Origin of the sequence: Paludisphaera borealis (genome assembly GCF_001956985.1) — a bacterium.
GTDB lineage: Bacteria > Planctomycetota > Planctomycetia > Isosphaerales > Isosphaeraceae > Paludisphaera > Paludisphaera borealis.
The window spans coordinates 1108571-1129513 of the sequence record NZ_CP019082.1; the positions used below are offsets into that span (position 1 = coordinate 1108571).

At 65.6% G+C, this 20943-nt stretch carries 11 protein-coding genes; 3 read left to right on the forward strand and 8 right to left on the reverse strand.

Annotated elements, in window-relative coordinates:
• Positions 1-191: 191 nt before the first annotated feature.
• The 3 genes from BSF38_RS04310 to BSF38_RS04320 all read right to left on the reverse strand — a co-directional run bounded on the left by BSF38_RS04310 (position 192) and on the right by BSF38_RS04320 (position 5228).
• Positions 192-1148, reverse strand: coding sequence for a D-2-hydroxyacid dehydrogenase (locus BSF38_RS04310; RefSeq protein WP_076343616.1), 957 nt, complete (start codon positions 1146-1148; stop codon positions 192-194).
• Between the two features lie 105 nt (positions 1149-1253).
• A complete protein-coding gene (locus BSF38_RS04315) occupies positions 1254-2948 on the reverse strand; it encodes a S41 family peptidase (RefSeq protein ID WP_076343617.1) in 1695 nt (564 codons plus the stop codon).
• Between the two features lie 453 nt (positions 2949-3401).
• A complete protein-coding gene (locus BSF38_RS04320) occupies positions 3402-5228 on the reverse strand; it encodes a CRTAC1 family protein (protein WP_076343618.1) in 1827 nt (608 codons plus the stop codon).
• Between the two features lie 373 nt (positions 5229-5601).
• Between BSF38_RS04320 and BSF38_RS04325 the strand changes: the two genes are divergently transcribed.
• Together BSF38_RS04325 and BSF38_RS04330 are read left to right on the forward strand one after the other, a co-directional pair.
• Entirely contained in the window at positions 5602-7548 is a 1947-nt protein-coding gene (locus tag BSF38_RS04325; RefSeq protein ID WP_237170733.1) for an ABC transporter permease family protein, read from the forward strand.
• 125 nt (positions 7549-7673) lie between these two features.
• Positions 7674-10673: a PVC-type heme-binding CxxCH protein gene (locus tag BSF38_RS04330; protein ID WP_076343620.1), complete on the forward strand. Its 3000-nt coding sequence runs from the start codon at positions 7674-7676 to the stop codon at positions 10671-10673.
• On the opposite strand, the gene BSF38_RS04335 is transcribed toward BSF38_RS04330, so the two are convergent.
• The 3 genes from BSF38_RS04335 to BSF38_RS04345 form a co-directional block, all read right to left on the reverse strand.
• On the reverse strand, positions 10646-12052 hold the full coding sequence (locus tag BSF38_RS04335) for an alginate O-acetyltransferase AlgX-related protein (RefSeq protein WP_076343621.1): 1407 nt from the start codon (positions 12050-12052) through the stop codon (positions 10646-10648). The genes BSF38_RS04330 and BSF38_RS04335 overlap by 28 nt on opposite strands.
• Before the next feature lie 200 nt (positions 12053-12252).
• Complete coding sequence (locus BSF38_RS04340; protein WP_076343622.1) at positions 12253-14319, reverse strand: carboxy terminal-processing peptidase; 2067 nt, start codon at positions 14317-14319, stop codon at positions 12253-12255.
• A 247-nt stretch (positions 14320-14566) separates the two neighbouring features.
• Positions 14567-16192 (reverse strand): hypothetical protein, encoded by a 1626-nt coding sequence (locus BSF38_RS04345; protein ID WP_076343623.1) that lies wholly within the window; start codon positions 16190-16192, stop codon positions 14567-14569.
• 245 nt (positions 16193-16437) lie between these two features.
• On the opposite strand from BSF38_RS04345, the gene BSF38_RS31210 reads away from it, so the two are divergent.
• On the forward strand, positions 16438-17220 hold the full coding sequence (locus tag BSF38_RS31210) for a tail protein X (protein ID WP_168189306.1): 783 nt from the start codon (positions 16438-16440) through the stop codon (positions 17218-17220).
• A gap of 16 nt (positions 17221-17236) precedes the next feature.
• Here the strand turns inward: BSF38_RS31210 and BSF38_RS04355 are convergent, their stop codons facing one another.
• Both BSF38_RS04355 and BSF38_RS04360 read right to left on the reverse strand, forming a co-directional pair.
• Entirely contained in the window at positions 17237-19498 is a 2262-nt protein-coding gene (locus tag BSF38_RS04355; RefSeq protein WP_237170734.1) for a transglutaminase TgpA family protein, read from the reverse strand.
• Positions 19495-20931, reverse strand: a complete 1437-nt coding sequence (locus BSF38_RS04360; RefSeq protein ID WP_083712687.1) for a DUF58 domain-containing protein — start codon at positions 20929-20931, stop codon at positions 19495-19497. Before BSF38_RS04360 ends, BSF38_RS04355 begins: the two co-directional genes overlap by 4 nt.
• Positions 20932-20943 lie beyond the last annotated feature (12 nt).

A 20943-nucleotide genomic window follows, 5' to 3' on the forward strand; every position in this document is an offset into this window, starting at 1 on the left:
CATTCTACTCGACCAGAGCCGGCGCGAGGTGAAGATCGGATGGCGGTTGGCCGAAAATGCCGCGAAGGGAAGGCCGCCGTGGAGCGTTCGCCGGGCCGCGGCGTCGAACTGGGAGTCCGTTCAGCGCGCACCCGGGTCCGGAGGCCCGGGACGCTTGCTGAGATCGTTGAACCTTCGCCGAACCGCGATTCTCAATTCACCACGTTGACCGGCTTGCCCGCCAGGAAGGCTTTGATGTTGGCGATCGAGGACTCGAGGAGGCGTTCGCGGGCTTCGTTGGTGGTCCAGGCGATGTGCGGCGTGATGAGGCAGTTCTTGGCTTTCAGGAGCGGGTTGTCGGCCGGGATCGGCTCGCGCGTGACGACGTCGACCGCCGCGCCGGCGATCTCGCCGGCGTTGAGCGCGTCGGCCAGGTCTTGCTCGACGATCAACGCGCCGCGAGCCGTGTTGATCAGCAGCATGCCCGGCCGTGCCCGTTGGAGACGCTCGCGGTTCACCATGCCCTTGGTCGTGTCGGTGAGCGGACAGTGCAGGCTGACTACGTCGGACCGCTCGAACAGCTCGTCGAGGGTGCAGGTGGCGACGGAATCGCTTTCGCGATCGACCTTGCCGCTGGGGCGGTAGGCGACGACGTTCATGCCGAAAGCGCTGGCGACGTCGGCGACGCGGCGGCCGATCCGACCATAGCCCGCGATCCCTAGCGTTTTGCCCGCCAACTCGACGAGCGGCGTCTTGCGGAGCGAGAAATCGGGCTGGTTGGTCCACTCGCCGGCTTTCACCGCTTCGGCATGCAGGCCGACCTGCTGGCACAGTTCCAGCAGCAAGGCAAATGTGAACTGTGCGACCGAGTACGTGCTGTACTCGGGGACGTTCGAGACAGGGATTCCGCGCTCGCGGGCGGCGTCGAGATCGACGCAGTCGAAGCCGGTGGCGGTGACGGTGATGAATTTCAGGTCGGGCAGCTTGGCGATCAGGTCACGCCGGAGCGGGAACTTGTTCGTGACCAGGATCGTCGCGCCAGCGGCTCGTTCGAGGACGTCCTCGGGCTGACTGACCTCGTAATAAGCGACTTCGCCGAGCGAGTCGAGCCCGGCCCACGCGGTGCGATCAGAGTTCAACGTCCGACCGTCGAGTACGACGATTTTCACGATGTTGCAGCCTGTCCAGGTGTCGTTTGCCGATCCGCGTTCCCGTCGATCGACGAGTATACCACAAGCGAACGGCCGTCGATCGAGGGGGGCGGAACGAAACGATCAGCGGACCTCGGGGTCCCGGTTCTTGGAGGCGCGAAGGGCGGCGGCGAGGACGACGTCGAACTTGGGATCGCCGATCAGCGACTCGTCGACACCCTCCTTGTCGGCCTCTTTCTCGCCGGCGACGGGTTTGGCCGCGACGCGGGTCTTGATCGGCATGTCGGGCGTGACCCCTTGCTCGCTGTAGGCCCGGTCGCGCGGCGAGTAGAATTTGGCCGTCGTGAGCTTGAGGCCCGCCGGCGCCGAGCGGAGCGAGAAGATGCTCTGCACCGATCCCTTGCCGTAAGTCCGCTCGCCGACGATCGTGGCGCGATGATGGTCCTGGAGCGCGCCGGCGAGGATCTCGCTGGCGCTGGCGCTGTCGTGGTCGACCAGGACGTACACCGGCATCCGCCACCGCGCCCGGCCGTCCGCCTTGAACATCTGGCTCTGGCCGGCGGCCCGGCCTCGGGTCGACACGATCACGCCGTCTTCGATGAACCGGTCGGCGATGTCGACGGCGACGTTCAGCAGGCCGCCAGGGTTGCCCCGGAGGTCGAGCACCAGGGTCCGCATACCCAGGTTCTGGAGCCCGGAGACGGCCTGATCGATCTCCTCTGCCGACGACTTCTGAAAGCCGGAGAGCTGGATGTAACCGACCCCTTCGGCCTCGTCGACGATCTTGGCCCGGGTGACGCTCTCGACGTCGACGTGACGGCGGACCAGGCGGAGCGACTGGATCGAGGCGTCGCGCTTGAGGATCTCCAGGTCGACGCTGGTCCCCTCGGTCCCTTGCAGACGATTGGCCGCGTCGTCGAGGCTCAGGCCCTTGACCACCTGGCCGGCGATCTTGACGATCTGGTCACCCGAAACGAGCCCGGCCTCCCATGCCGGCCCGCCCCGAATCACGCCCACCAGCCGGAGCCCGTTCGGGGTTCCCTTCAGCTCGACGCCCAGGCCGACGAAATTACCGTCGATCATGGCGTACAGGTCTTCGAGCTTGTCAGGAGTCAGGTAGCTCGTGAAATCGTCCAGGGCGTCGCAGGCCCCGCAAGTGAATTCGAGCAAAACCGGCGTGGCCGTCAGGCCCAAGCCCTGGCTCGCCAGGTTCGAGGCCGCGAGCGCCACCTCGACCGCCGCGTTCCGGTCCGGGACCGCAAGCTGGGCGCGCATCGTCCGAAGCTGCCCGCGCAGCCACTCCACGCGCTCCGGCGTCGCGGTCGCCGCGTTGACCTGGAGGAACGACGGGTCGCGGAGGGCCACTTCCAGGTTGTCGAGGCCATGACGGATCAGCGGTTCGAGCGGAACCGGGTCGACGTAGAAGTTCTGGATCCGTTCGAGGACCTCGCTGTACAGTTCGATCGACTGCTCGCGCGGCAGCTTCAGCAACACGCCCCGAAAGCTCGCGTCGTGATAGCGGCGCACCAGCTTGAAATGCAGCTCGCAGAGCCGCAGCCGCCTGCTGAAATCGGTCCGGCTCGGCCAGTGCTCGAGCGCCCCGCGGTAGGTCTCGATGGCCGCCGCCCAGTTGCGGCCGCGCTCGTGGCCGAGACCGCGTTCGAGCGCCGCTTCCGGGCCGTCGTCGATCTTGCGATCGGCCGGGCTCGCCGAGGCCGTCGACTCGTCGGGGGGCGCGGCCCAGCTCGTGGGGAGGTTCGTCCATGCGAGCACAGCCGCTAACAACCAAGCCGTGCAGGGAAGCCCGATGCGGCGCATGGTGGACCATCCTCCGAATTGGAGGCGGTGCGGCGAACGTCTCGGTTTCTCCTGACCGCGTCGGGACCGTTTCCGAATGCTGAGGCCGAACCGGTGATGCTCGGATCGAATACCGTTGTTCGTCCTGGAAGCGGAACTCTCTCGGGCTAAGAGATTTGCGTTCGCTCAGACCGCTCCGTTGGTGCGACTCTCAAGTAGGTGTTCTTCACTTGGCGGCCATGACGAACGCGGGGCCGGACGATGCGTCGCCCGGCTCGCCATCTGTCGGACCGGAACGGAAAACCGGGTTCCACCGGCTTCCCTTCGTCGGGAATTATAACACACCGGAAAATGACTCAAGGCGCGGAATCCAAGACGAATGGATTGTCTCGTCGCGCGGTCCCGCATTCTCGATTCAACCGGGAGGCATCGCCGGACTGATCGGACCGGTTTCCCGCCGCGAAGCGTCGGCGGTTACTTGAGGCCGGCGGTCTCGTCGACGTGGTACGACTGGTCGGCCTTGAGGTTTTCGAGCTTGGTGGTCTTGCCCGAGGGCCAGGTGACGACCAGCTCGTCGATTTTCTCGGCCTTGCCGAGTCCGAACGTCAGCGGCAGCTCGACCGACGACAGGTAGCTCTTGGCGGGGAACAGTTGACGGCGGGACGTCTGGCCGCCGATCCTGGCCGCGACCTTGGCACCGATGGCGTCGCGGTTCGAGCCCTTGCCGTCGCCGGTGAGGCGGACGCGGACCCAGTGGTTGGCGTCGCTGCCGTCGTTGCGAAGGAGGCGGGCCGGCCCGTTGTTGACCGTCAGGACGACGTCGAGGTCGCCGTCACCGTCGATGTCGGCGTACGCGCTGCCGCGGCCGACGATGGGCTTGAACAGGTCGGGCCCGGCGGACTCGGGGCCGATGTTGACGTACAGGTTGCGCCCCCCCTTCCCCGAGTTCCAGAGAAGCTGGGCGGCTTGCTCGTAGTGTTCGGCGGCCTGGACCTTGGAGATCTCGGGTTCGAGGTGGCCGTTGGCCGAGAGCAGATCGAGGCCGCCATCGAGGTCGTAGTCGAAGAAGAAAAGCCCGAACTTGAGCGGCGGCTGCGTCGGGGCGCCCAGGCCGTACATGTTGGCGAGGTCCGAGAACTGGAGGCTCGACGGCTGGTCGCTGACGTACAGCGCGGTCATCTCGTTGGCGAAGTTGCCGATCGCCAGCCCGAGCCGGTCGTCGTTCAGAAAATAGGCCCAGTCGCAGCCCATTCCCCCCCGCGGTGATCCCGATTGGTCGAAGGCGACCCCCGCTAGCAGCGCGATCTCCTCGAACTTTCCGCCCCCCTTGTTGTGGAAGAGGAAGTTCTGCACGGTGTCGTTCGAGACGGCGACGTCGACGAGGCCGTCGCCGTCCAGGTCGAACGGGGCCACGCCCAGCGACTTGCCGAGTGGAACCTTCTGGTCGGGCGTCCGGACCTGAACGCCTGAGGTCTCGCTGATGTCGGTGAACCGCCCGCCGTCGTTGCGCAAGAGCGCGCAGAGCGAGCCGTTGAACGAAGTCGGCGGCCCGTAGGCGCGGCCCAGGCCGGTGAGCTGAAAGCCCTGCACCTTGTCGATCTCGGGGGTCCAGGTGATGTAGTTGCAGATGAACAGGTCGAGGTCGCCGTCGTTGTCGATGTCGAGGAACGCCGCGCCGGTGAGCCAGCCGTTGGGCCCCTTGGCATTGGCGGCCTCGGTCGCGTCCTCGAAACGGCCTTTGCCGTCGTTGCGAAGCAGGTAGCCTCGGCCGATCGCCGTGATGTAGACGTCGAGGTCGCCGTCGTTGTCGTAATCGCCGATCGCAACGCCCTGGCCGTAGAACGTCTTGTCGAGCCCGGCCTCCTTGGTCACGTCTTCGAAGTGGCCCTTGCCGTCGTTGCAGTAGAGGCGCTGGGTCGGCGCGGGATCGACTTCATGGCCGGGCCAGGGAGCCGAATTGACGAACAGCAGATCCTGGTCGCCGTCATTGTCGTAGTCGAAAAACGCCGCGCCGGCACCCATCGTCTCGGGCAAGAGCTTCTCCCCGAAGGCTCCGTTGAAGTGGGTGAACGCGACGCCCGATTCCTTGGTGACGTCGACGAACTTGACGGTCGGCAGGTTCTCGGCTTTTGATGGCGCGGTCGTCGTCCGTGCGTTGAAGGGCGAGGAGGAGATTATCGCCGGCTCCGGTTTCTTGCCGCAGCCGACCAGAGCCAGAGCCAGGGCCAACGCGAGGGCGAGGGCCGGTCGGCGAGGACGGGCGGTGCGGGTCGTGGGATCCAGCGCGACGCAATCGATCATTCTTCGCTCTCCTTCGGATACCGGCGGGGGCTCAGCCTGGAAAGTAAGTGAGAAGGCGAACCGAAGTCAACCACCGGCATGCCGTCGCGCCGGGCGAGACCCCTTGGTCAGAAATTCGCCGGTCTGATATATTTGTAGAGTCGAGCCGTCGACTCCCGTCGCATCGGCTCGCGACGCGCTGGTCGCGGATGAATCAAGAAGAAGCATCATCGACGGACCGTATCCGATTATTTGAACGACGTCGCGCGATTTTTTCGCGAACCGAGTGCGCGCCGGGTTCGTAGGGTTCGGTAACTCGGGCTGCACGGGCGGCCGGGTTGCGCGTTCGCCTTCGCGTTCACACCCGCCCGCATGTTCGCCGACCGTTGGGAGAGTGGCCTTGTTCGCTGGACCGATCATCTCCCGAGAAGTACTCACCACTCCTCGGCCGTTGCGCTATTACCTCTGGCGAGCGTCATTCGCCGGTTTCCTGTTCATTCTGCTGTGGACCGCCTGGCAGTCGATCGTCGGCTGGCAGGACGTTCGGGAGCTGGGGGTCATGGCGCGGTTCGGCGGCGTGCTTTACGGCATGTTCGCGATGCTTCAACTCACGCTGATGCTCTTCTTCGCGCCGCTGTCGACGGCCGCGGCGGTCGCTTACGAGAAGGACCGTCGCACTTTCACGCTCTTGATGATGACGGCCCTCAGCGACCTCGAAATCGTGCTCGGTAAGCTGGTCGCGGGGCTCTTGCACATTCTGACCATCCTCGGGGCGGGCGTCGGCCTGCTCTCGCTCTGTACGCTGTTCGGCGGGATCTCGTTCGGCCAGGTCCTCAACCTGTTCGCGGTCACGGCGGCGTCGGGAGTCGCGGGCGGGGCGATGGGGCTGTTGATCGCCCTCTGGCGCGACCGGACGTTCCAGTCGATCTCGCTGACGATTTTGATGGTCGTGTTCTCGGTGACCGGGGTCGAGCTGGTCTCGGTGCTCTATCCCAACCTCGAATTCCTCGGCGTGCCGGTCAACGAGGTGCTCAACCCCTACCGGGCGATGATCGCGGTGTTGTATCCGCCGTCGGACCAGATGACCGGCGTGGTGCGGACGTCGAGCCTGGTCTATATCGGCGTGCGACTGACGTTCGCGGCCGTCATCGTGGCGTTCGGCACGTTCATGCTTCGCAAGTGGAATCCCGGCCATAACGAGCCTCGCGAACTCTCCGACGAGGACGCCGAGGTGGTCGAGACGCTCATCGAGATCGAAGAGGAAGCCCAGGCGCCCGTCTCGCTCGCCGCCGCGAAGTCCGTCGTCCGCCACGAAGGGGGAACGACCGACCGAACCGCCGACCGCGGCGCGGCGGCCGTATCAACCGCGAGGCCCGGCGATTCGGGATTCGACGACACCACCGGTCCGACGACGGGGCTTCACGTCCCTCGTCGCACGCATCGGCGGGTGGCGGCCGCTCCCAAGCCCTACCGTCGCGCCTGGGCCAACCCGATCCTCTGGCGCGAGTTGAAGACCCGCGCCTACGGCACCAAGCCGCTGATCATCAAGGCCTGCTACGTGCTCCTCTTCGCGCTGGGCGCCGGCTTCTTCCTCAGCCTCGGCCATGGGTTGGAAAGCCCGTTGAGCACGGGCCTGGCGCTCATTCCCGTCGGTCTGACGATCCTCAGCCTCGTCCTCATCAACGCGCAAGGCGTCACGTCGCTGACCAGCGAGCGCGACACCGGCGCACTCGACCTCCTGCTGGTCACCGAGCTTTCGCCGGGCGATTTCATCTACGGCAAGCTCTACGGCGTGCTCTACAACTCCAAGGAGATGGTGATCCTGCCGGTGATCTCGGCCCTCTTCTTGTGGTGGACCGAGCGACTCTCGGGGGAGAACCTGGTTTTCTTCCTGATCGATTACCTGCTGCTCTGCCACTTCGCCGCGATGCTCGGCTTGCACGCCGCCATCACGTACATCAGCAGCCGGACCGCCGTGGCGCACAGCCTGGGGACGATCTTCTTCCTGATGGTCGGAATCCTCCTCTGCGCCTACCTGATCATCTTCAGCGACCGCGAGTTCGGCCGGCAGCTTCTGAGCTTCATGATCTTCATCGGCGCGGGGAGCGTGGCCCTGTTCGGGTCGATGGGATCCAAGAACCCGTCGCGGGCGATCGCCCTGGTCGCGTTGCTGACCCCGTTTTGGTCGTTCTACTGCATCATCAGCCTGCTGAACGGCGAATTCCTCGCCGCGTTCTTGTTCAGCGCCGGGATCTACGGCTTCGCCTTGCTGGCGATGCTGGTCCCCGCCGTCGGCGACTTCGACATCGCCCTGGGACGCACTAACGCCATCCAGGGTTGATCCGCTCCATGTCGGTTCGCTCCCGCCTCGTGTAGAATCATCGTCGCGAGCCGTCTCCCCGGTTCGCGACGGCGGTGGAAACGAGTAGATCGAGGCGCTGCGGCGTCGATCGCGGGGAACGAAACATGATGTGGTGCGTTCGAGCCTTTCTCCTGGCGTCGGCACTGGGAACGACCTTCAGCCTGCAAGCTCAGGACGAGCTGGCGCGCGAGCTGCCGAGGATTCCGGCTCGCGAACCGGCCGAGGCGCTCAAGTCGTTCGTCCTGCATCCGGGGTTCCGCCTCGAAGCCGTGGCGACGGAGCCGATGGCGGCGAGCCCGGTCAGCGTCTGCTACGACGCCGACGGCCGGCTCTACGTGGTCGAGATGCGCGGCTATCCCTACGTCGAGGACAAGCCCAGCGGCGCGGTGGTCCGGCTCGAAGATCGCGACGGCGACGGTCGGTTCGAAAGTCGCACGAAGTTTCTCGACGCCCTGACGTGGCCGACGGGCGTGGTTCCCTACGACGGCGGCGTCTTCGTGACCGCCGCGCCCGAGATCATCTACGCCAAGGACACCGACGGCGACGGCGTGGCCGACGTCCGTGAGGTCGTCTTCACCGGCTTCGGGACGAGCAACGTCCAGGGGTTGCTCAACGGCCTGCTCTGGGGGCCGGACGGCTGGATCTACGGCGTCGCCAGCGCCAACGGCGGAGAGATCCGCAACCTGGCGCACCCCGAACTCGGCCCCGTCTCGGTACGCGGCCGCGACTTCCGGTTCAAGCCCGACGGCTCGGCCTTCGAGTCGATCTCCGGGGGCGGCCAGAACGGGCACAGCCTCGATGACTGGGGGCACCGCTTCACGTGCAGCAACAGCAACCACATCCGCCAGATCGTTCTGCCCGCGCACGACCTCGATCGCAACCCGTCGTACGTTCCTCCCGGCGTGATCCTGGACATTCCGAGCGACGGCGCGGCGGCCCCGGTGTTCCGGATCAGCGCCCCTGAGCCCTGGCGAATCGTCCGGACCCGCCAGCGCGCCGCCGACCCCGAGATGCGCAAGCGTCTGGCCCCCACCGAGCTGTTCGCGGCCGGCTTTTTCACGTCGGCGACCGGCGTCACGATCTATCGAGGATCGGCCTATCCGGAAGCCTACCGGGGCAACGCCTTCATCGGCGACGTCGGCGGCAACCTCGTGCATCGCAAGACGCTCGCCGTCGCCGGCTCGACCTATTCTGCCGAACGCGCCGATCCGAAGGCGGAGTTCCTGGCCTCGACCGACAACTGGTTCCGCCCCGTCAACTTCGCCAACACACCCAACGGGACGCTCTTGATCGTGGATATGTATCGGGAGACCATCGAGCATCCCGTGTCGATCCCCGAACCGATCAAGAAGCACCTCGACCTGACCAGCGGCAAGGATCGCGGCCGGCTCTACGAGCTGGTTTCCGAGGGCGGGCGCCGGCTGCGGAGCCCCCGCTTGAGCCATGCCGCGACGGCCGACCTCGTCGCGCTGCTGGCCGACCCCGACGCCTGGTGGCGCGAGACCGCCCAGCGTCTGCTGGTCGAGCGCAAGGACGTCCAGGCGGCGGCCGCGCTCCGTGAACTGGCGAGTCGGCGACCGACCGCTCTGGGACGCCTTCACGCCCTCTGGACGCTCGACGCCCTCGGCCTTCTCGAAAGCCGGGACCTCGAACTCGGCCTGACCGACCCCGAGCCCCGGCTCCGCGAACAGGCCGCCCGCCTCGCGGAGCACCGCATCAAGGCCGATCAGAGGCTGTTCGAGCACGTGCTCCCGCTGGCCGCCGATCCCGATTCGATGGTCCGGTTCCAGGTCGCGCTGACTCTCGGCGAAGCCGGCGACGACCGCCGCGCCCTTGAGGCCCTTGCGACCATCGCCACACGCGACGCGGCTGACTCGTGGACCCGCGCGGCGGTGATGACCTCGATCCCCGGCCGGGCCGACGAGTTGCTCGCCGTCCTCGCAGATCGCGACGGCTTTCTGGGCAAAGCGGCCGGTGAGCCCTGGCTCAACGATCTGGCGACGCTCGTCGGCGCAAGCCGCGACGCGAAGCGAATCGAGGCGCTGGTGCAGAGCCTGTTCGACAAGAAGCTGAGCGACGAAGTCCGCGGTCGCGTGGTCCTCGCCGTCGGCCGCGGCCTGAAACGCGTCGGCGGCTCGCTAAGGGCGGTCCTGACCGATCCGACCTGGCGGCGGCTCGACCCGCTGTTCGCCGATGCCGCGAAGGTCGCCGATTCGGACGAGCCTTCCGACCGCCGCGCGATCGCAATCGCCGTGCTGGCGCTGGGAGCGCCGGACCGCGTCATCGACGCCGTCGCGCCGATGCTCGACGCTCGGCAGCCGCTCGACGTCCAGCTCGCCGCGTTGCGGGCCCTGGCCGAGCAAGATGGCCCGGGCGTCGCCGACCGGATCATCGGCCAGTGGAAGTCGATGAGCCCGTCGGCCCGTCGCGAGGCGGCCGAGGTCTTGTTCAGCCGCAAGGAATGGGTCGCGCAGTTGCTTTCGGCCGTCGAGGCGAAGCGGCTGGCCTCGTCCGAGATCGACCCGAGCCGGCTCAAGCAGCTCCGGACGCACGGCGACGCGCGACTTCGCGAGCAGGCCGTGAAGTTGTTCGGATCGGACGCCGATGGGACGAAAGCCCGCGCCGCTGTGATTCAGACGTATCGCCCCGCGCTCGATCGTCCGGGGGATCGCGTGAAGGGCCGGGCCGCCTTTCTCAAGACGTGCGGAACCTGCCACAAGGCCGAAGGGCAAGGCGTCGAGGTCGGCCCCGACCTGGCCACGGTCGCCACGCGATCGCCCGAGGACATCTTGACTCACGTCCTCGATCCCAATCGCGAGGTCGCGCCGACGTATCTCAACTACAACGTGGCCACCGTCGACGGCCGCGTGGTGTCGGGGATCATCGCGTCCGAGTCGGCCTCGGCGCTGGTGCTCAAGCGAGCCGAAGGGGTCAGCGAGGTCGTCTCGAGGTCGCAGATCGAGGCGGTCGCGTCCACCGGAATCTCGCTCATGCCCGAGGGGCTCGAAAAGGACCTGACCCCGAACGACCTGGCCGACGTGATCGCCTTCATCCGATCGATCAATACGGCGGGGGTTCAGAAGCCCCCGACCGGCGCGAAGTGATCGCGATCGGCCCCGGCCAGCGCGGTTTTCGCGGCGTCTCGCCGCTTCAGGAAATCGGCGACGGCGAGGGCCGCGACGCGATGGCCCTCGGCCGACCAGTGGGTGTCGTCCGCCAGGTAGACGAGTTCTCCTTCGGCCGCCCGGGCGTGGAGCGAGGGAGTGAGGTCGAGGAATCCGACGTCGTCGCCCGACGCGCGAACCGCCCGCTCGACGGCGCTTGGCAGGTCGTCGACAGGCCAGCCGCGACAGAGCGAGTCGGGGTCGAACCGGCAGAGGTCGCGGTACACCCGGAACTTCGCCGGCACGAACGCGACGACGAGGTCCACGCCCTGAGCGCGACAGAGCGCGCGGGCCTCGGTCAGAATCGCCTGGAATTGCTTGAGCGCGGGTGAGCCGGCGCGGCTCGATACGCGATCGGCGTCGCCCTCGTGGACGCCGCAGGAGAAATAGATCTCGGTGGTTCGGCCGGACGCGTCGCGGAAGTCACCAGCCTGCCGACGCGCCGGGATGGTCGGCTCATGGGCGCCTTGGCGGATCAAGTAGGCCGCGCCGTTGCGGACGAACGACCGCCCGAACCAGTCGCGCGTCGGGGATTCAGGCCTGAGCTTCCGCACGCGGTCGCGGCTGGCTTCGTACGACTCGACGTCCTGCAAGTCGTTGCCCTCGTAGAACGTCCAGACGCAGGCGCGCGGGCCGAGCGGCAGGCCGTGGCGGCGGAGGACTTCGAGTTCCTGCTGCGGCCCGTACCCGGTGCGCCCGAGGTTCGCCGTTGGGACGCTGAGGGCCTTCGCGAGCTGCGACGAGATCAGCTCGTCGTCGGCCGCCTGGAGCCCTTCGACAAACGAGTCGCCGACGATCACGACCCGCGCGGAGTCGAGATCGGCCGCGTTGCGAAAGCCCCGGCCGTCGAGCCGGGTGTCGCACCGATAAATCTTCGAGGCTGAAGCCCCCGCAAGTCGGTGGAGATCCGACCCCTGGAACTGAACCCACAGCCGCTGGTTGGGCTCGCGAACATAGAGCAAGTCCGCATCCGGCCGGTTTCCCGTCCGTCGCCAGGGGGGCGTCGGCGTGTGGAAGACCGACCGATAATCGACGACACGCAGGACCGCCGGCAGCTCGATCAGCCCGAAGGCGAGGACGACCGACGTCGTGCAGGCCGCCAGCCGGATCGACTTGCCGGCCGGAGAACGCCGCGAGAACAACAGGTACGGCCCCCAGCCCGCGAGGTATCCGAGGGTCGCGAGCGCGAGGAGATGGTCGGGGTTGGCGTCGCGCGTGCGGACCACGGACCGGACGAAGAAAACGAGCATGCCCCACCAGAGGAGGGACGTCGCGATTCTCGTCAGCCGCTGGATCTTCGGGTTCTCGATCGCTCGCACGCGAGCCTCCGCGTTTCGTCTCGACTCGTTCACCCAACCGTCTTGATCGGCGATGCGATTAATAACCCGAACGTTGATCCTGTCAACCCAATGGAGGAGGGCGACCTATGCGAGGCTCCAGTTGAACGCCAATGAAAAGGGCCGGGCGAAGGGCCCGGCCTGGTAGCTTCATGGTTGGAAGAAAGCTCGTTCGACTGCGGTCACTGGTCGGCGACGACGGCCCGCACGGGGGCGGCGGCGAGGACCTTCGAGCCCAGGGCGAGGTAGTCGCCGATGATACGGACGACCTCGTCGTTGTAGAAGTCGCTGGCCCAGACCTCGCGCTCGGTGAACTTCTTCTTGGCGCGCTTGTCTTTCTTTTCCTTCTCGTCGGCGGCTTTCTCTTCGTCGTCGGGAAGGTATTCGGCCTTGAACTTGGCTTCGTTGAGCGGGATTGAGTGCCGCGCCTTGCGGTCGACGAACTGCTTGATCCGCTCGTCGAGCTTCTTGAACTTGGGATCGTTCTTGCGACGCTCGGCCGACTTGGCGGTCAGGGCCGCGACGAGGTCGTCTGGGGTCCGGTTGTAATTGTCGTGGGCCAGGGGCGCGACCTTCTCGAACTTGAGCGCGTTGTCCATCTTGCCTTCGCCGAAGTCCATGAAGTCGCGGATCGACGGCAGGTGGATGTGGGGGGCGACGCCGTTGATCTGGGTGCTGTCGCCGTTGGCCCGGTAGAACTGCTGGATGGTGAGCTTGAGGGCGCCTCGGTTCTTGCCGCGGTCGCGCCGGGCGGTGTGCTCGCCGATGTTGACGATGCTCTGCACCGTCCCCTTGCCGAAGGTGCTGGAGTCGCCGATGATCAGCCCGCGGCTGTAGTCGCGGATCACGCCGGCGAAGATCTCCGAGGCGCTGGCGCTCAGCTTGTTGATGAGAACGACCAGCGGACCGTCCCAGGCGGTTCCTTCGTCGTCGTCGTCAAGGTGCTTGACGCCGAAGACTTCCTTGATCTGGACGACCGGGCCGGTGTCGATGAACAGGCCGGAGAGGGTCTTGGCTTCTTCGAGCAGGCCGCCGCCGTTGTCGCGGAGGTCGACCACCACGGCGTCGACGCCGACCTTCTTGAACTCGTTGAGGATCTTCCGGCAGTCGGCCGTGGCGCTGACGGCGTTGGGATCGCCCCGGAGGATGGCCATCGTGTCGCCGTAGAAGGCCGGCAGGCTGATGACGCCGAGCTTCACGTCCTTACCGTTGAGCTTGGACTCGATGACCTTCCCCTTGGCGTGCTGCTCGGTGAGCTCGACGCGCTCGCGGGTGATCTCGTAGACCTTCCGCTCCTTGCTGCCCGAGGGAAGCACGATCAGGCTGACCTTGGTGCCGCGCGGCCCGCGGATGTAGCGGACGACGTCGCTGAGCTTCTTCTCGACCAGGTCGATCTCGCTCTTGTCGTCCTTGAGGATGCCGACGATCTTGTCATCCGGCTGGAGTCGGCCGTCCTTGTCGGCGGCCATCCCGGGAACGACCTCGGCGACCACCGCGTAGCCGTCCTCGGAACGAAGCGACGCGCCGATGCCTTCCAGCGACAGGTGAAGCTGCTGGTTGAGCATGTCTTCCAGGTTCTTGGCGCTCAGATACGACGAGTGCGGGTCGAACGTCCGGGTGAGGCTGGACAGATAGACCTCGAGCAGCTCGTTCGAGTCGAACTGGTGGAAGATCCGGTTGCGGTCGCGATACCGGATAGTCAGCTTCTTGACCGTCTCTTCGTCGGTCGTGTCGTCGGCGCGGAGCTGGAGGGTCTCGTACTTGAGCTTCTTCCGCCAGCGCTCGTCGGCCTCGGCTTTGTCGGCCGGGAAGTCGATCTTGTCGGGGTCGTCGGTCAAGAACTCGTCGACGGTGAAATCGAGCTTCTTGCCCAGCAGGTCCATCACGGTCTTGTACCGCTCGTCATGGCGCTGGAGGAAGCGATCGAAGACGACGCGGGCGAAGTCGATGTTCCCCTCATGGATCTTGTCGTCGAGGGTCTTCGCCTGCTTGCGGAATTCTTCGACGTCCGCCTTCAGGAAGTAGTATTTCTGCGGGTCCAGATCCTTGATGAAGTTGTCGCACCACTTGACCGCGATCTCGTCGTCGATCACGGGCCGAGCCATATGTCCCTGCTCAAGAAGGTCGACCACGGTACGTGCGGTCTCCTGGTCCTCGTTCGTCGGAATCGGGGCTTGAGCGCCCACGACCGCCGCCATGAGGAACAAGACCGCTATCAGGGAAAGCGGACGTAATGCGAGTCGGGGCATAGGGATGTGTTCCTGAAACCTTGGCCTGGAGGTGCACGGATTGAACCCTGTCCGTCAAGCTAATCTTAGCTGTTCAACCTTATCGGGACAAGGGCGGCCGGTTGATCCGAAAATTCGTTGAAATCGGCAGCCGCTCCACTTCGAAGCGTCGAGAGAGCCGATCTTGGCCTTCTCTCTTTCGTAATCGGGAACCACAAAGTTCGACGCCATCCCGGCGGTGAGGGCTTTTCGCTACGCCGGCTTCCGATCATGCGGGCGCCTCTGAGTGAACGTCCTGTTCCTGAAGCCAGGCTGACCACGTTTCGGGGTCGGGGCCGAGGATTCGGCCCGAGATCGCCTCGAGCGCCCAGACGATCTCGGCTTCGGGCACCTCGCTCTTCGGATTACGCAGCAGCTCGATCAATATGTCGGCACCCTCGATTCGGCCGCCCATCCCCAGGTCGCGGACCGCCACGATGCGATCCATGACCGGCTGTAGAGGATCTTTCGCGAACGCGCCGATGGTGTTCTGGATCTTGTCTGCTATCCTCCTGGGAGCCGGGACGTGCCTGCCTTGGCCTTGACCCAAGATCGAGTCATTCCAACGTCTCAGGAATTCTTCGTAGCCGAATCCGAAGCGGCTCGCGAAGAGCTCCTCGATCTTGCTCCCCTCCTTCAGGTCACTCAAGAAGCCTCGAAGCGCCGCGAGTCGTTCGGGAGAGGTCCCCCCCTCAATCAAGAACCGGAATATCGACGCCGTCTGAAAGTGGATCTGCGCGTACTCCCGGAACGATCCAGGGTCGTACCACTTCCTGAAGAGTTGGGCCGTGCGCTTCGGCCGTAAGCTGAAGAGGTCCGTTCCGCGCGTCGTTCCATTGGCGATCGAAGCCGCCATCTTGCGGTCGATTCGCTGAGCCTCGTCTTCCTCCGGGCGGGAGACGAATCGAGCGATCCCCAACTTCAGCCAGAGAAGCGACGGGGGAAACCGGCGGTCTTCCATAAACGCGGTGCAGTAGAAGGAGCGGAGCGTTGCATTATTGTCGACGATGTACGTGCGGGCTTCCTCGGTGGAAATCGCGAGCGTCCTGCTCGGGAATACGACGCCGTCGAAATTCCACATGTGCGGGAGAAACGCCCGCGAGAAGACTTCGAGGTCGTTTTGGCGGTTGAAAACAAGAATCCGGAGAGGCCTTTCAACGTCACTCGACTCCCCCAGCAACGAGTTGAGGCGACACCGGGTCATTTCCATTTGCTCATTCAGAAGCGTCGAGGGGTCGGCGTCCCCCGCGTACCAGACGAGATGTGGCCCTTGGTGGAGTGTCTCGCCGTCCTCCTTCGCATTCTTGCGAGCCCGGGCGAGCAGCCTCGTCTCCGACTGCGAGGCCTTGAACCAGATGGCGAAGCTTAGCAAGACCAAGGCGAACGCCGTCGGAATCAGGAGGACGATCGTGAGGGCTGAGACGGCGATTGCTCGCCACAACTCCCACTCCGCATCTAGAACTAATATGACCGTCAGGAGGGACCCTAGAGTGAGACCTAAGATCGCATACGTGGCGAGCAACACACTAATTGTCTTCCGCACGCTCGTTTTTTGGGCGACGGGATCCAACTTACGGATTTGACAGCGCGGGCATACTGCCTCGCCTTTGGGGGATTGTGCAGGAAGGAACACCCTGCCGCACTCGACGCACTCCAATGACTTCCGCTTCATCCGATACATGGCGAAGAGGAAATACCATAGACCTACCAGAACGCCGAAAATGATCAAGAAATTCCTAGGGTCCGACCGGGGGTCGCTCCGGACAAGGTTGGCGAAGAAACCCAATACCAAAGCGCAGAAGGCGATTCCAAACATCAACGGAGCGATCCTGGACCCCGCGCGGACCTTCCCCATGGCAACCTCCTCGGTTGATTCCCATCGACGACGGCGAAGGGAGACGTGAAGCCGCGGCGATCGACGTCGAGGCTGTCGAATCCAGCGTGTAGCATCACGGAGGGCGTTTTGGGAGACAAAGGAAAAATCGAAATCCGACGAATGTGGTGAAAAATCCTCAAGTCGGGCGAACGGACGGTCGATGCACCAGATAAGGCGTGAAGCCCGGAAGCCATCTGGAACCGCCCCCAACCGAGTTGCGCAACATGAATCGCCAAGTTCTGCCCAGCATGGTGCTGAGCGTCCTGATCGTCTGCTTCTTCGCGGTCGTGCTCTTCCCTCTGGAGCGAGACCGTGAGCAGGCCCTCAAGGCGGGCGTCGTTCCCAAGGCGGCCGCGCCTCCGGTCGCGGCGGGACCCACCTCACCGCCACCTGCGCCGTCAGCCGTCGCGACCGCCGAGCCCCCGCCCCAGGCCGCCGAGCCGACGCCGGTCTCATCCTCGATCCCCGCGCCCCTTCCGCCGTCTCCCGTCGCGGTCGAGGCGTCGAGCGAGCCGGCCAGACCGGTGGACGTCGCGAGTCGCCGGGAGAGCCCACGGAATCAGGTGCTCGCGCCGGTGCCTTCTGGCGAACCCAAGGGAGCGTCGACCGTAGAGATCCCCAAGGCTCCCGCCCCGCCGGTCGCGGTCCCGCTTCCCGTACCCGCTCCCGTTCCCGCGCTGACCGCGCCGGTATCGGTCGTCAGGAAGCCCGCGAAGGTCGAGAAGCCCGACGAGCCGCCGCCGGTCATCGTCGTGAAGGAGAAAGAGAAAGCCCCCGAGCCCGCGCGGCCGGAGGCGTCGCCGTCCCGTTCCGAGCCGGCCTCGATCCCCCGGAGCGATCCCGAGGTGACGGTCGTGGACCAGGGCGAGACGCTCGACGACGTGGCGATTCGCGTTTACGGCACGCGAGCCGGCGCCGAGACCTTGCTGCGCGCGAATCGCGAGGTCCTGACGCGGCGCAAGGGACCGCTTCGGACCGGACTCCAACTCTGGACTCCGGCCCGCTGAACTGCCGGCGCGGCGGTCACTTCGCCACGGGGTCGCCCAGTTTGGCCTGGAGCGCGTCGAGGCAGGCTTCGAGTTCCTCCAGAGTCTCGGGGGGCAGATCGCGATCGCCGAACCGGACCTGGTAGAACGCGTCGACGATCTTTTGAGGAAGGCCGGCCACTTCCTGGGTTCGAGTCCCCTGCCCGCTCAGGAAACGGAACGCGCGGTGGGCGAACTCGTTCTGAGTTTCGGCCGGCGACCGCTCCAGGTCGTACTCGGCCAGGAGTTGGGCCAACCGCCGATAGAACAGGATGCCCGCCGTCATCCCGGCGCCGTCCTTCACCCCGCCGCGCCACCAGGCGATCACCTTCTTGACCAGCCACGACAACAGCTTGGCCAGGGCCGCCGTCAGGACGAGGACCAGGAAGGTAACGACGAAGCCCTTGACGCTGATAAACGACTGGATGCTCCGGAATTGAAAGAGCATTGTGAACGTCGCGCTGACCCATCGCCAGACTCGGATGGAACCGATGCGAATCTCGCGGGCCAGCATGCCGATGGGTTCATAGAGCAGCTTGCCCTGGCGATTGGAGTCGTATCCCAGGATGTAGAAGACCCAGATGTACCGGAGGAGGTCGGTCACCGTCCGAAAGTTCGACGCCATTCCGCCGACCTGGGCGATCGACTTCTCGCGCTCGGCGCTTGGGGTGGGGTCGAGGGTGATCCAGATCGGTTGGCGGGCCTCGTTCTCGCCGAGGTAGGCTTCAACCCAGCTATGGGCGTGTTTCTGCCGGACGGTCATGGCGTCGCTGATCTGGTTCCAGTCTCCCCCTTTAAAGCCGTTGACCATGCGCGAGGGAATGTCGATGGAGCGCAGCAGGAGCGCCAAGGCGCTGGCGTAATACTCGCAGTGACCCTCCTTGCGGTTGACCAGGAAGTCCAGCACGGGATCGAGCGTGGGGTCGATCGACTTCATCTCCAGCGAATAGGTGAAACCGCCGGACTCGCGAAGGTACGACTCAAGGGCCTTGCTCCGCGCTTTGGCGCCTTCGGCCCCGTCGCCGGGGATCTTCTCGACGAGCGGCAGCGCGAGGCTCCGAAGCTTCGTCTTGAGTTCCGGCGAAAGGGCCAGCAGGACCTCGCGGATGCGCATGGCGCTCGGGACGTCTTCTCCATTCTGAGGGGCGTTGGAATCGGAGTCGGTGATCACCTCGTAGTCGTAAGCCCCGCGCGAGTCCTGCCGGAAGACGGTGCCGTCGAGCGCGTTCAGCGAGGGAGGCAGACTGCGAGCGGCGGTGACCTCCAGGAACGGGCGGATGCCGAAAAGCGTGAACGAATCGTTGGGTTCGAGCTTGATGACCTGACGGATCACAGCGCGACGGCTGGGCGAGAGCGCCCGGTAAGTCGGGAACGTCCTCATGGCGCGGCTCGTCTGGCGGCGCCATCGGCCTGAGTCGTAATTGTTGAGGGTCACGCCCCGCCAGAGCGGCTCGGGAGGAGGTCGGAGCGGGTTCTTGTCGGAGTCGGAGAATTCGATTGTCATGACCGGGCTGTCGTTTTCGAGGATCTCGCCGAGCTGGCCGAGGGCGACCTCCTCGTCGAAGCCGGTCAGGTGTTTGGTCGTCGACTGGCCGGCTCGCGTCCGCGTGGCGCCGACCTGTCGGGGGAGCAGCAGGAAGAAGAAGAAGCCGAGCGCCATGGTGAGCGCCAGCACGCGCAAGGTCGCGGTGGCGTAGGCCCAGTCGAAGAGTCCTCGATACGGGTCTTTGCGTAGCGGCTCAAGCGGAGCGTGGCGCTTCGATGCGCCGTTCGAGAGAAACCGTCGCGCCTCGCGTTGAAGGAAGAACTGGCCGAGCACCCAGACGGCCAGCATCGCCCAGAGAAAGAGCCAGAAGCCAACCTGGTCGCCCACGTTGATGACCGCGCCGATCAACACCTGCATCAGCCCGACCAGGAACAAAAACCAGTCGTCCTCGGCCGACTTCGGCAGGAAATACTTGACGAGCTGGAGCGCGATCAGCCAGTGGCCCAGGTACCGGACGAACTGGGTGTCGTCGAGCTTGTATTCGACGTAAAGCAAGCCGAGCGAGCAGGCGCCGAGGAAATTGGCGAGCCCTCGGGGCAACGACCAGACCGGCTTGCGATCGACGGTGAAAAAGGCGAGCAGGCCGGCGGCGGCGACCAATGGAGGAAGCAGCCAGCCCCCCCGGTCGTCGGTGTTGGTGTCAGCGCAGAGCGCCGTCGTGGCGATCGTGAGCATCAGGTAGAAGCTGGCCCGATAGACGAGATAGCTGTTCACAATCGGTTGCTCCGATCGTTTTGCGGCGATGGGGGGCCGTCGCCCGACAGGGTTTCGACTACGACCTCGCCGTCGCCAGAGTACTTGCCCCGGCGTCGTTCTTCCTGGGACGTCAGGCGTTCGGCCTCGGCGCTCGACAGTCGCTGTTCCAGGAGGTTTCGCGAGTTCGACTCGGCGTACTGCACCAGATCGTTCAGCTCGCCTTGGGCGGCGTTGAGCGTCACGGCCCGGCCCAGCAGGCTCCGGGCCGACGCCGCCGTGAGGTGAGTCGATCGCTCCGCTTCCTCCACCAAGTTGTGAGGGCGGGTCGAGACCACGATCAAGAGCGCATCGCGGAGCGTCGCCTGCGGCAGGGCGTCGAAAAGCTCGGCCAGGCCTCCTTCGTTGGTGTAGCGGAGCACCGCCAGTTGCTCAAGCAGCTCGTGGACCAGCTTGACCGACGCCTGACCCTGGATCACTCCCGGAGTCGCGCCGGTCCATCCCAGAACGAGTCTGCGGCCCTGGCGGCGACAGGTTTCCAGGCAGATGGTCGCCGCGAACGAGATCGCCTGTTCCACGGCCTCGCGCTGGAGCGGCGAGACTTTGGTGCGGGGGAGCCAGGGGTCGATCAGGATCGCCAGGTCCTGCTCGTTTTGCTGCTCGAATTCCTTGACCATCAGCTCGCCGCGGCGGGCCGAGGTCCGCCAGTGAATCCACCGCGAGCTGTCGCCGGCGCGGTAGTCGCGGAGGCCGTGGTATTCCTCTTGCTGGGCCGATCGATCGTGCCGCTGACCCAGCCGGTTCTCGCTCGTCTGCCGCTGAAGCTGAAACCAGCGACGGGTCAACTGGCCGATCTTGGGATAGACGACCAGTTGCTCGGGCAGCGGGATCGTCACCCGCCGTTCGACGATGCCGAACGGCGCGCGGGTCGCCAGATCGAGGTCGCGGAACCGGTACTTGCCGCGTTTCGGGCTGGGCCCCTGCCAGCGCAGACGCACGCGATCGCGGGCCGCCACGCGGGCGAAGAAGACGCTCGGAGACAGCGCCGCGCCGGTCACGGATCGATCGACCGAGACTAAAGCGTCCTCGATAAACAGGGCGAGCGCCGCCATCCGCCGCCGACCGTTCTCAAGCGCGTAGTCGATCACCAGCGTGTCGCCCGAGAACACGTAGCCGGGCGAGCGGCGCTGCACGCTCAGCCGTTTGAGCATCGCCCGGCTGCTGAACAGCGAGGCTACGAGTGGACCGGCCGCGAAGGTCGCGACCAGGAGGATCAGGTTGATCTGCTGGATGACCCCGGCCGTCAGCAGGATGGCCATCGCCAGCCCGTAGAACCGTCCTTCCCAGGTCAGGATCGTCCGCTCGGTCGGCACCAGCGCCGACACCAGCCCACGCGCGATCCGCCTCGCCCGGCTATTCGAGGACGGGCCACGATGCTTGTCGTCTACGCTCATCGCGGGAACCTT

What these genes read in the sequence shown, in the direction of transcription:
- BSF38_RS04315 (WP_076343617.1), bottom strand. Translation starts at nt 2,948, where the DNA reads ATGCGCCGCATCGGGCTTCCCTGCACGGCTTGGTTGTTAGCGGCTGTG.
- BSF38_RS04320 (WP_076343618.1), bottom strand. Translation starts at nt 5,228, where the DNA reads ATGATCGATTGCGTCGCGCTGGATCCCACGACCCGCACCGCCCGTCCT.
- BSF38_RS04330 (WP_076343620.1), top strand. Translation starts at nt 7,674, where the DNA reads ATGATGTGGTGCGTTCGAGCCTTTCTCCTGGCGTCGGCACTGGGAACG.
- BSF38_RS04340 (WP_076343622.1), bottom strand. Translation starts at nt 14,319, where the DNA reads ATGCCCCGACTCGCATTACGTCCGCTTTCCCTGATAGCGGTCTTGTTC.
- BSF38_RS04345 (WP_076343623.1), bottom strand. Translation starts at nt 16,192, where the DNA reads ATGGGGAAGGTCCGCGCGGGGTCCAGGATCGCTCCGTTGATGTTTGGA.
- BSF38_RS31210 (WP_168189306.1), top strand. Translation starts at nt 16,438, where the DNA reads ATGAATCGCCAAGTTCTGCCCAGCATGGTGCTGAGCGTCCTGATCGTC.
- BSF38_RS04360 (WP_083712687.1), bottom strand. Translation starts at nt 20,931, where the DNA reads ATGAGCGTAGACGACAAGCATCGTGGCCCGTCCTCGAATAGCCGGGCG.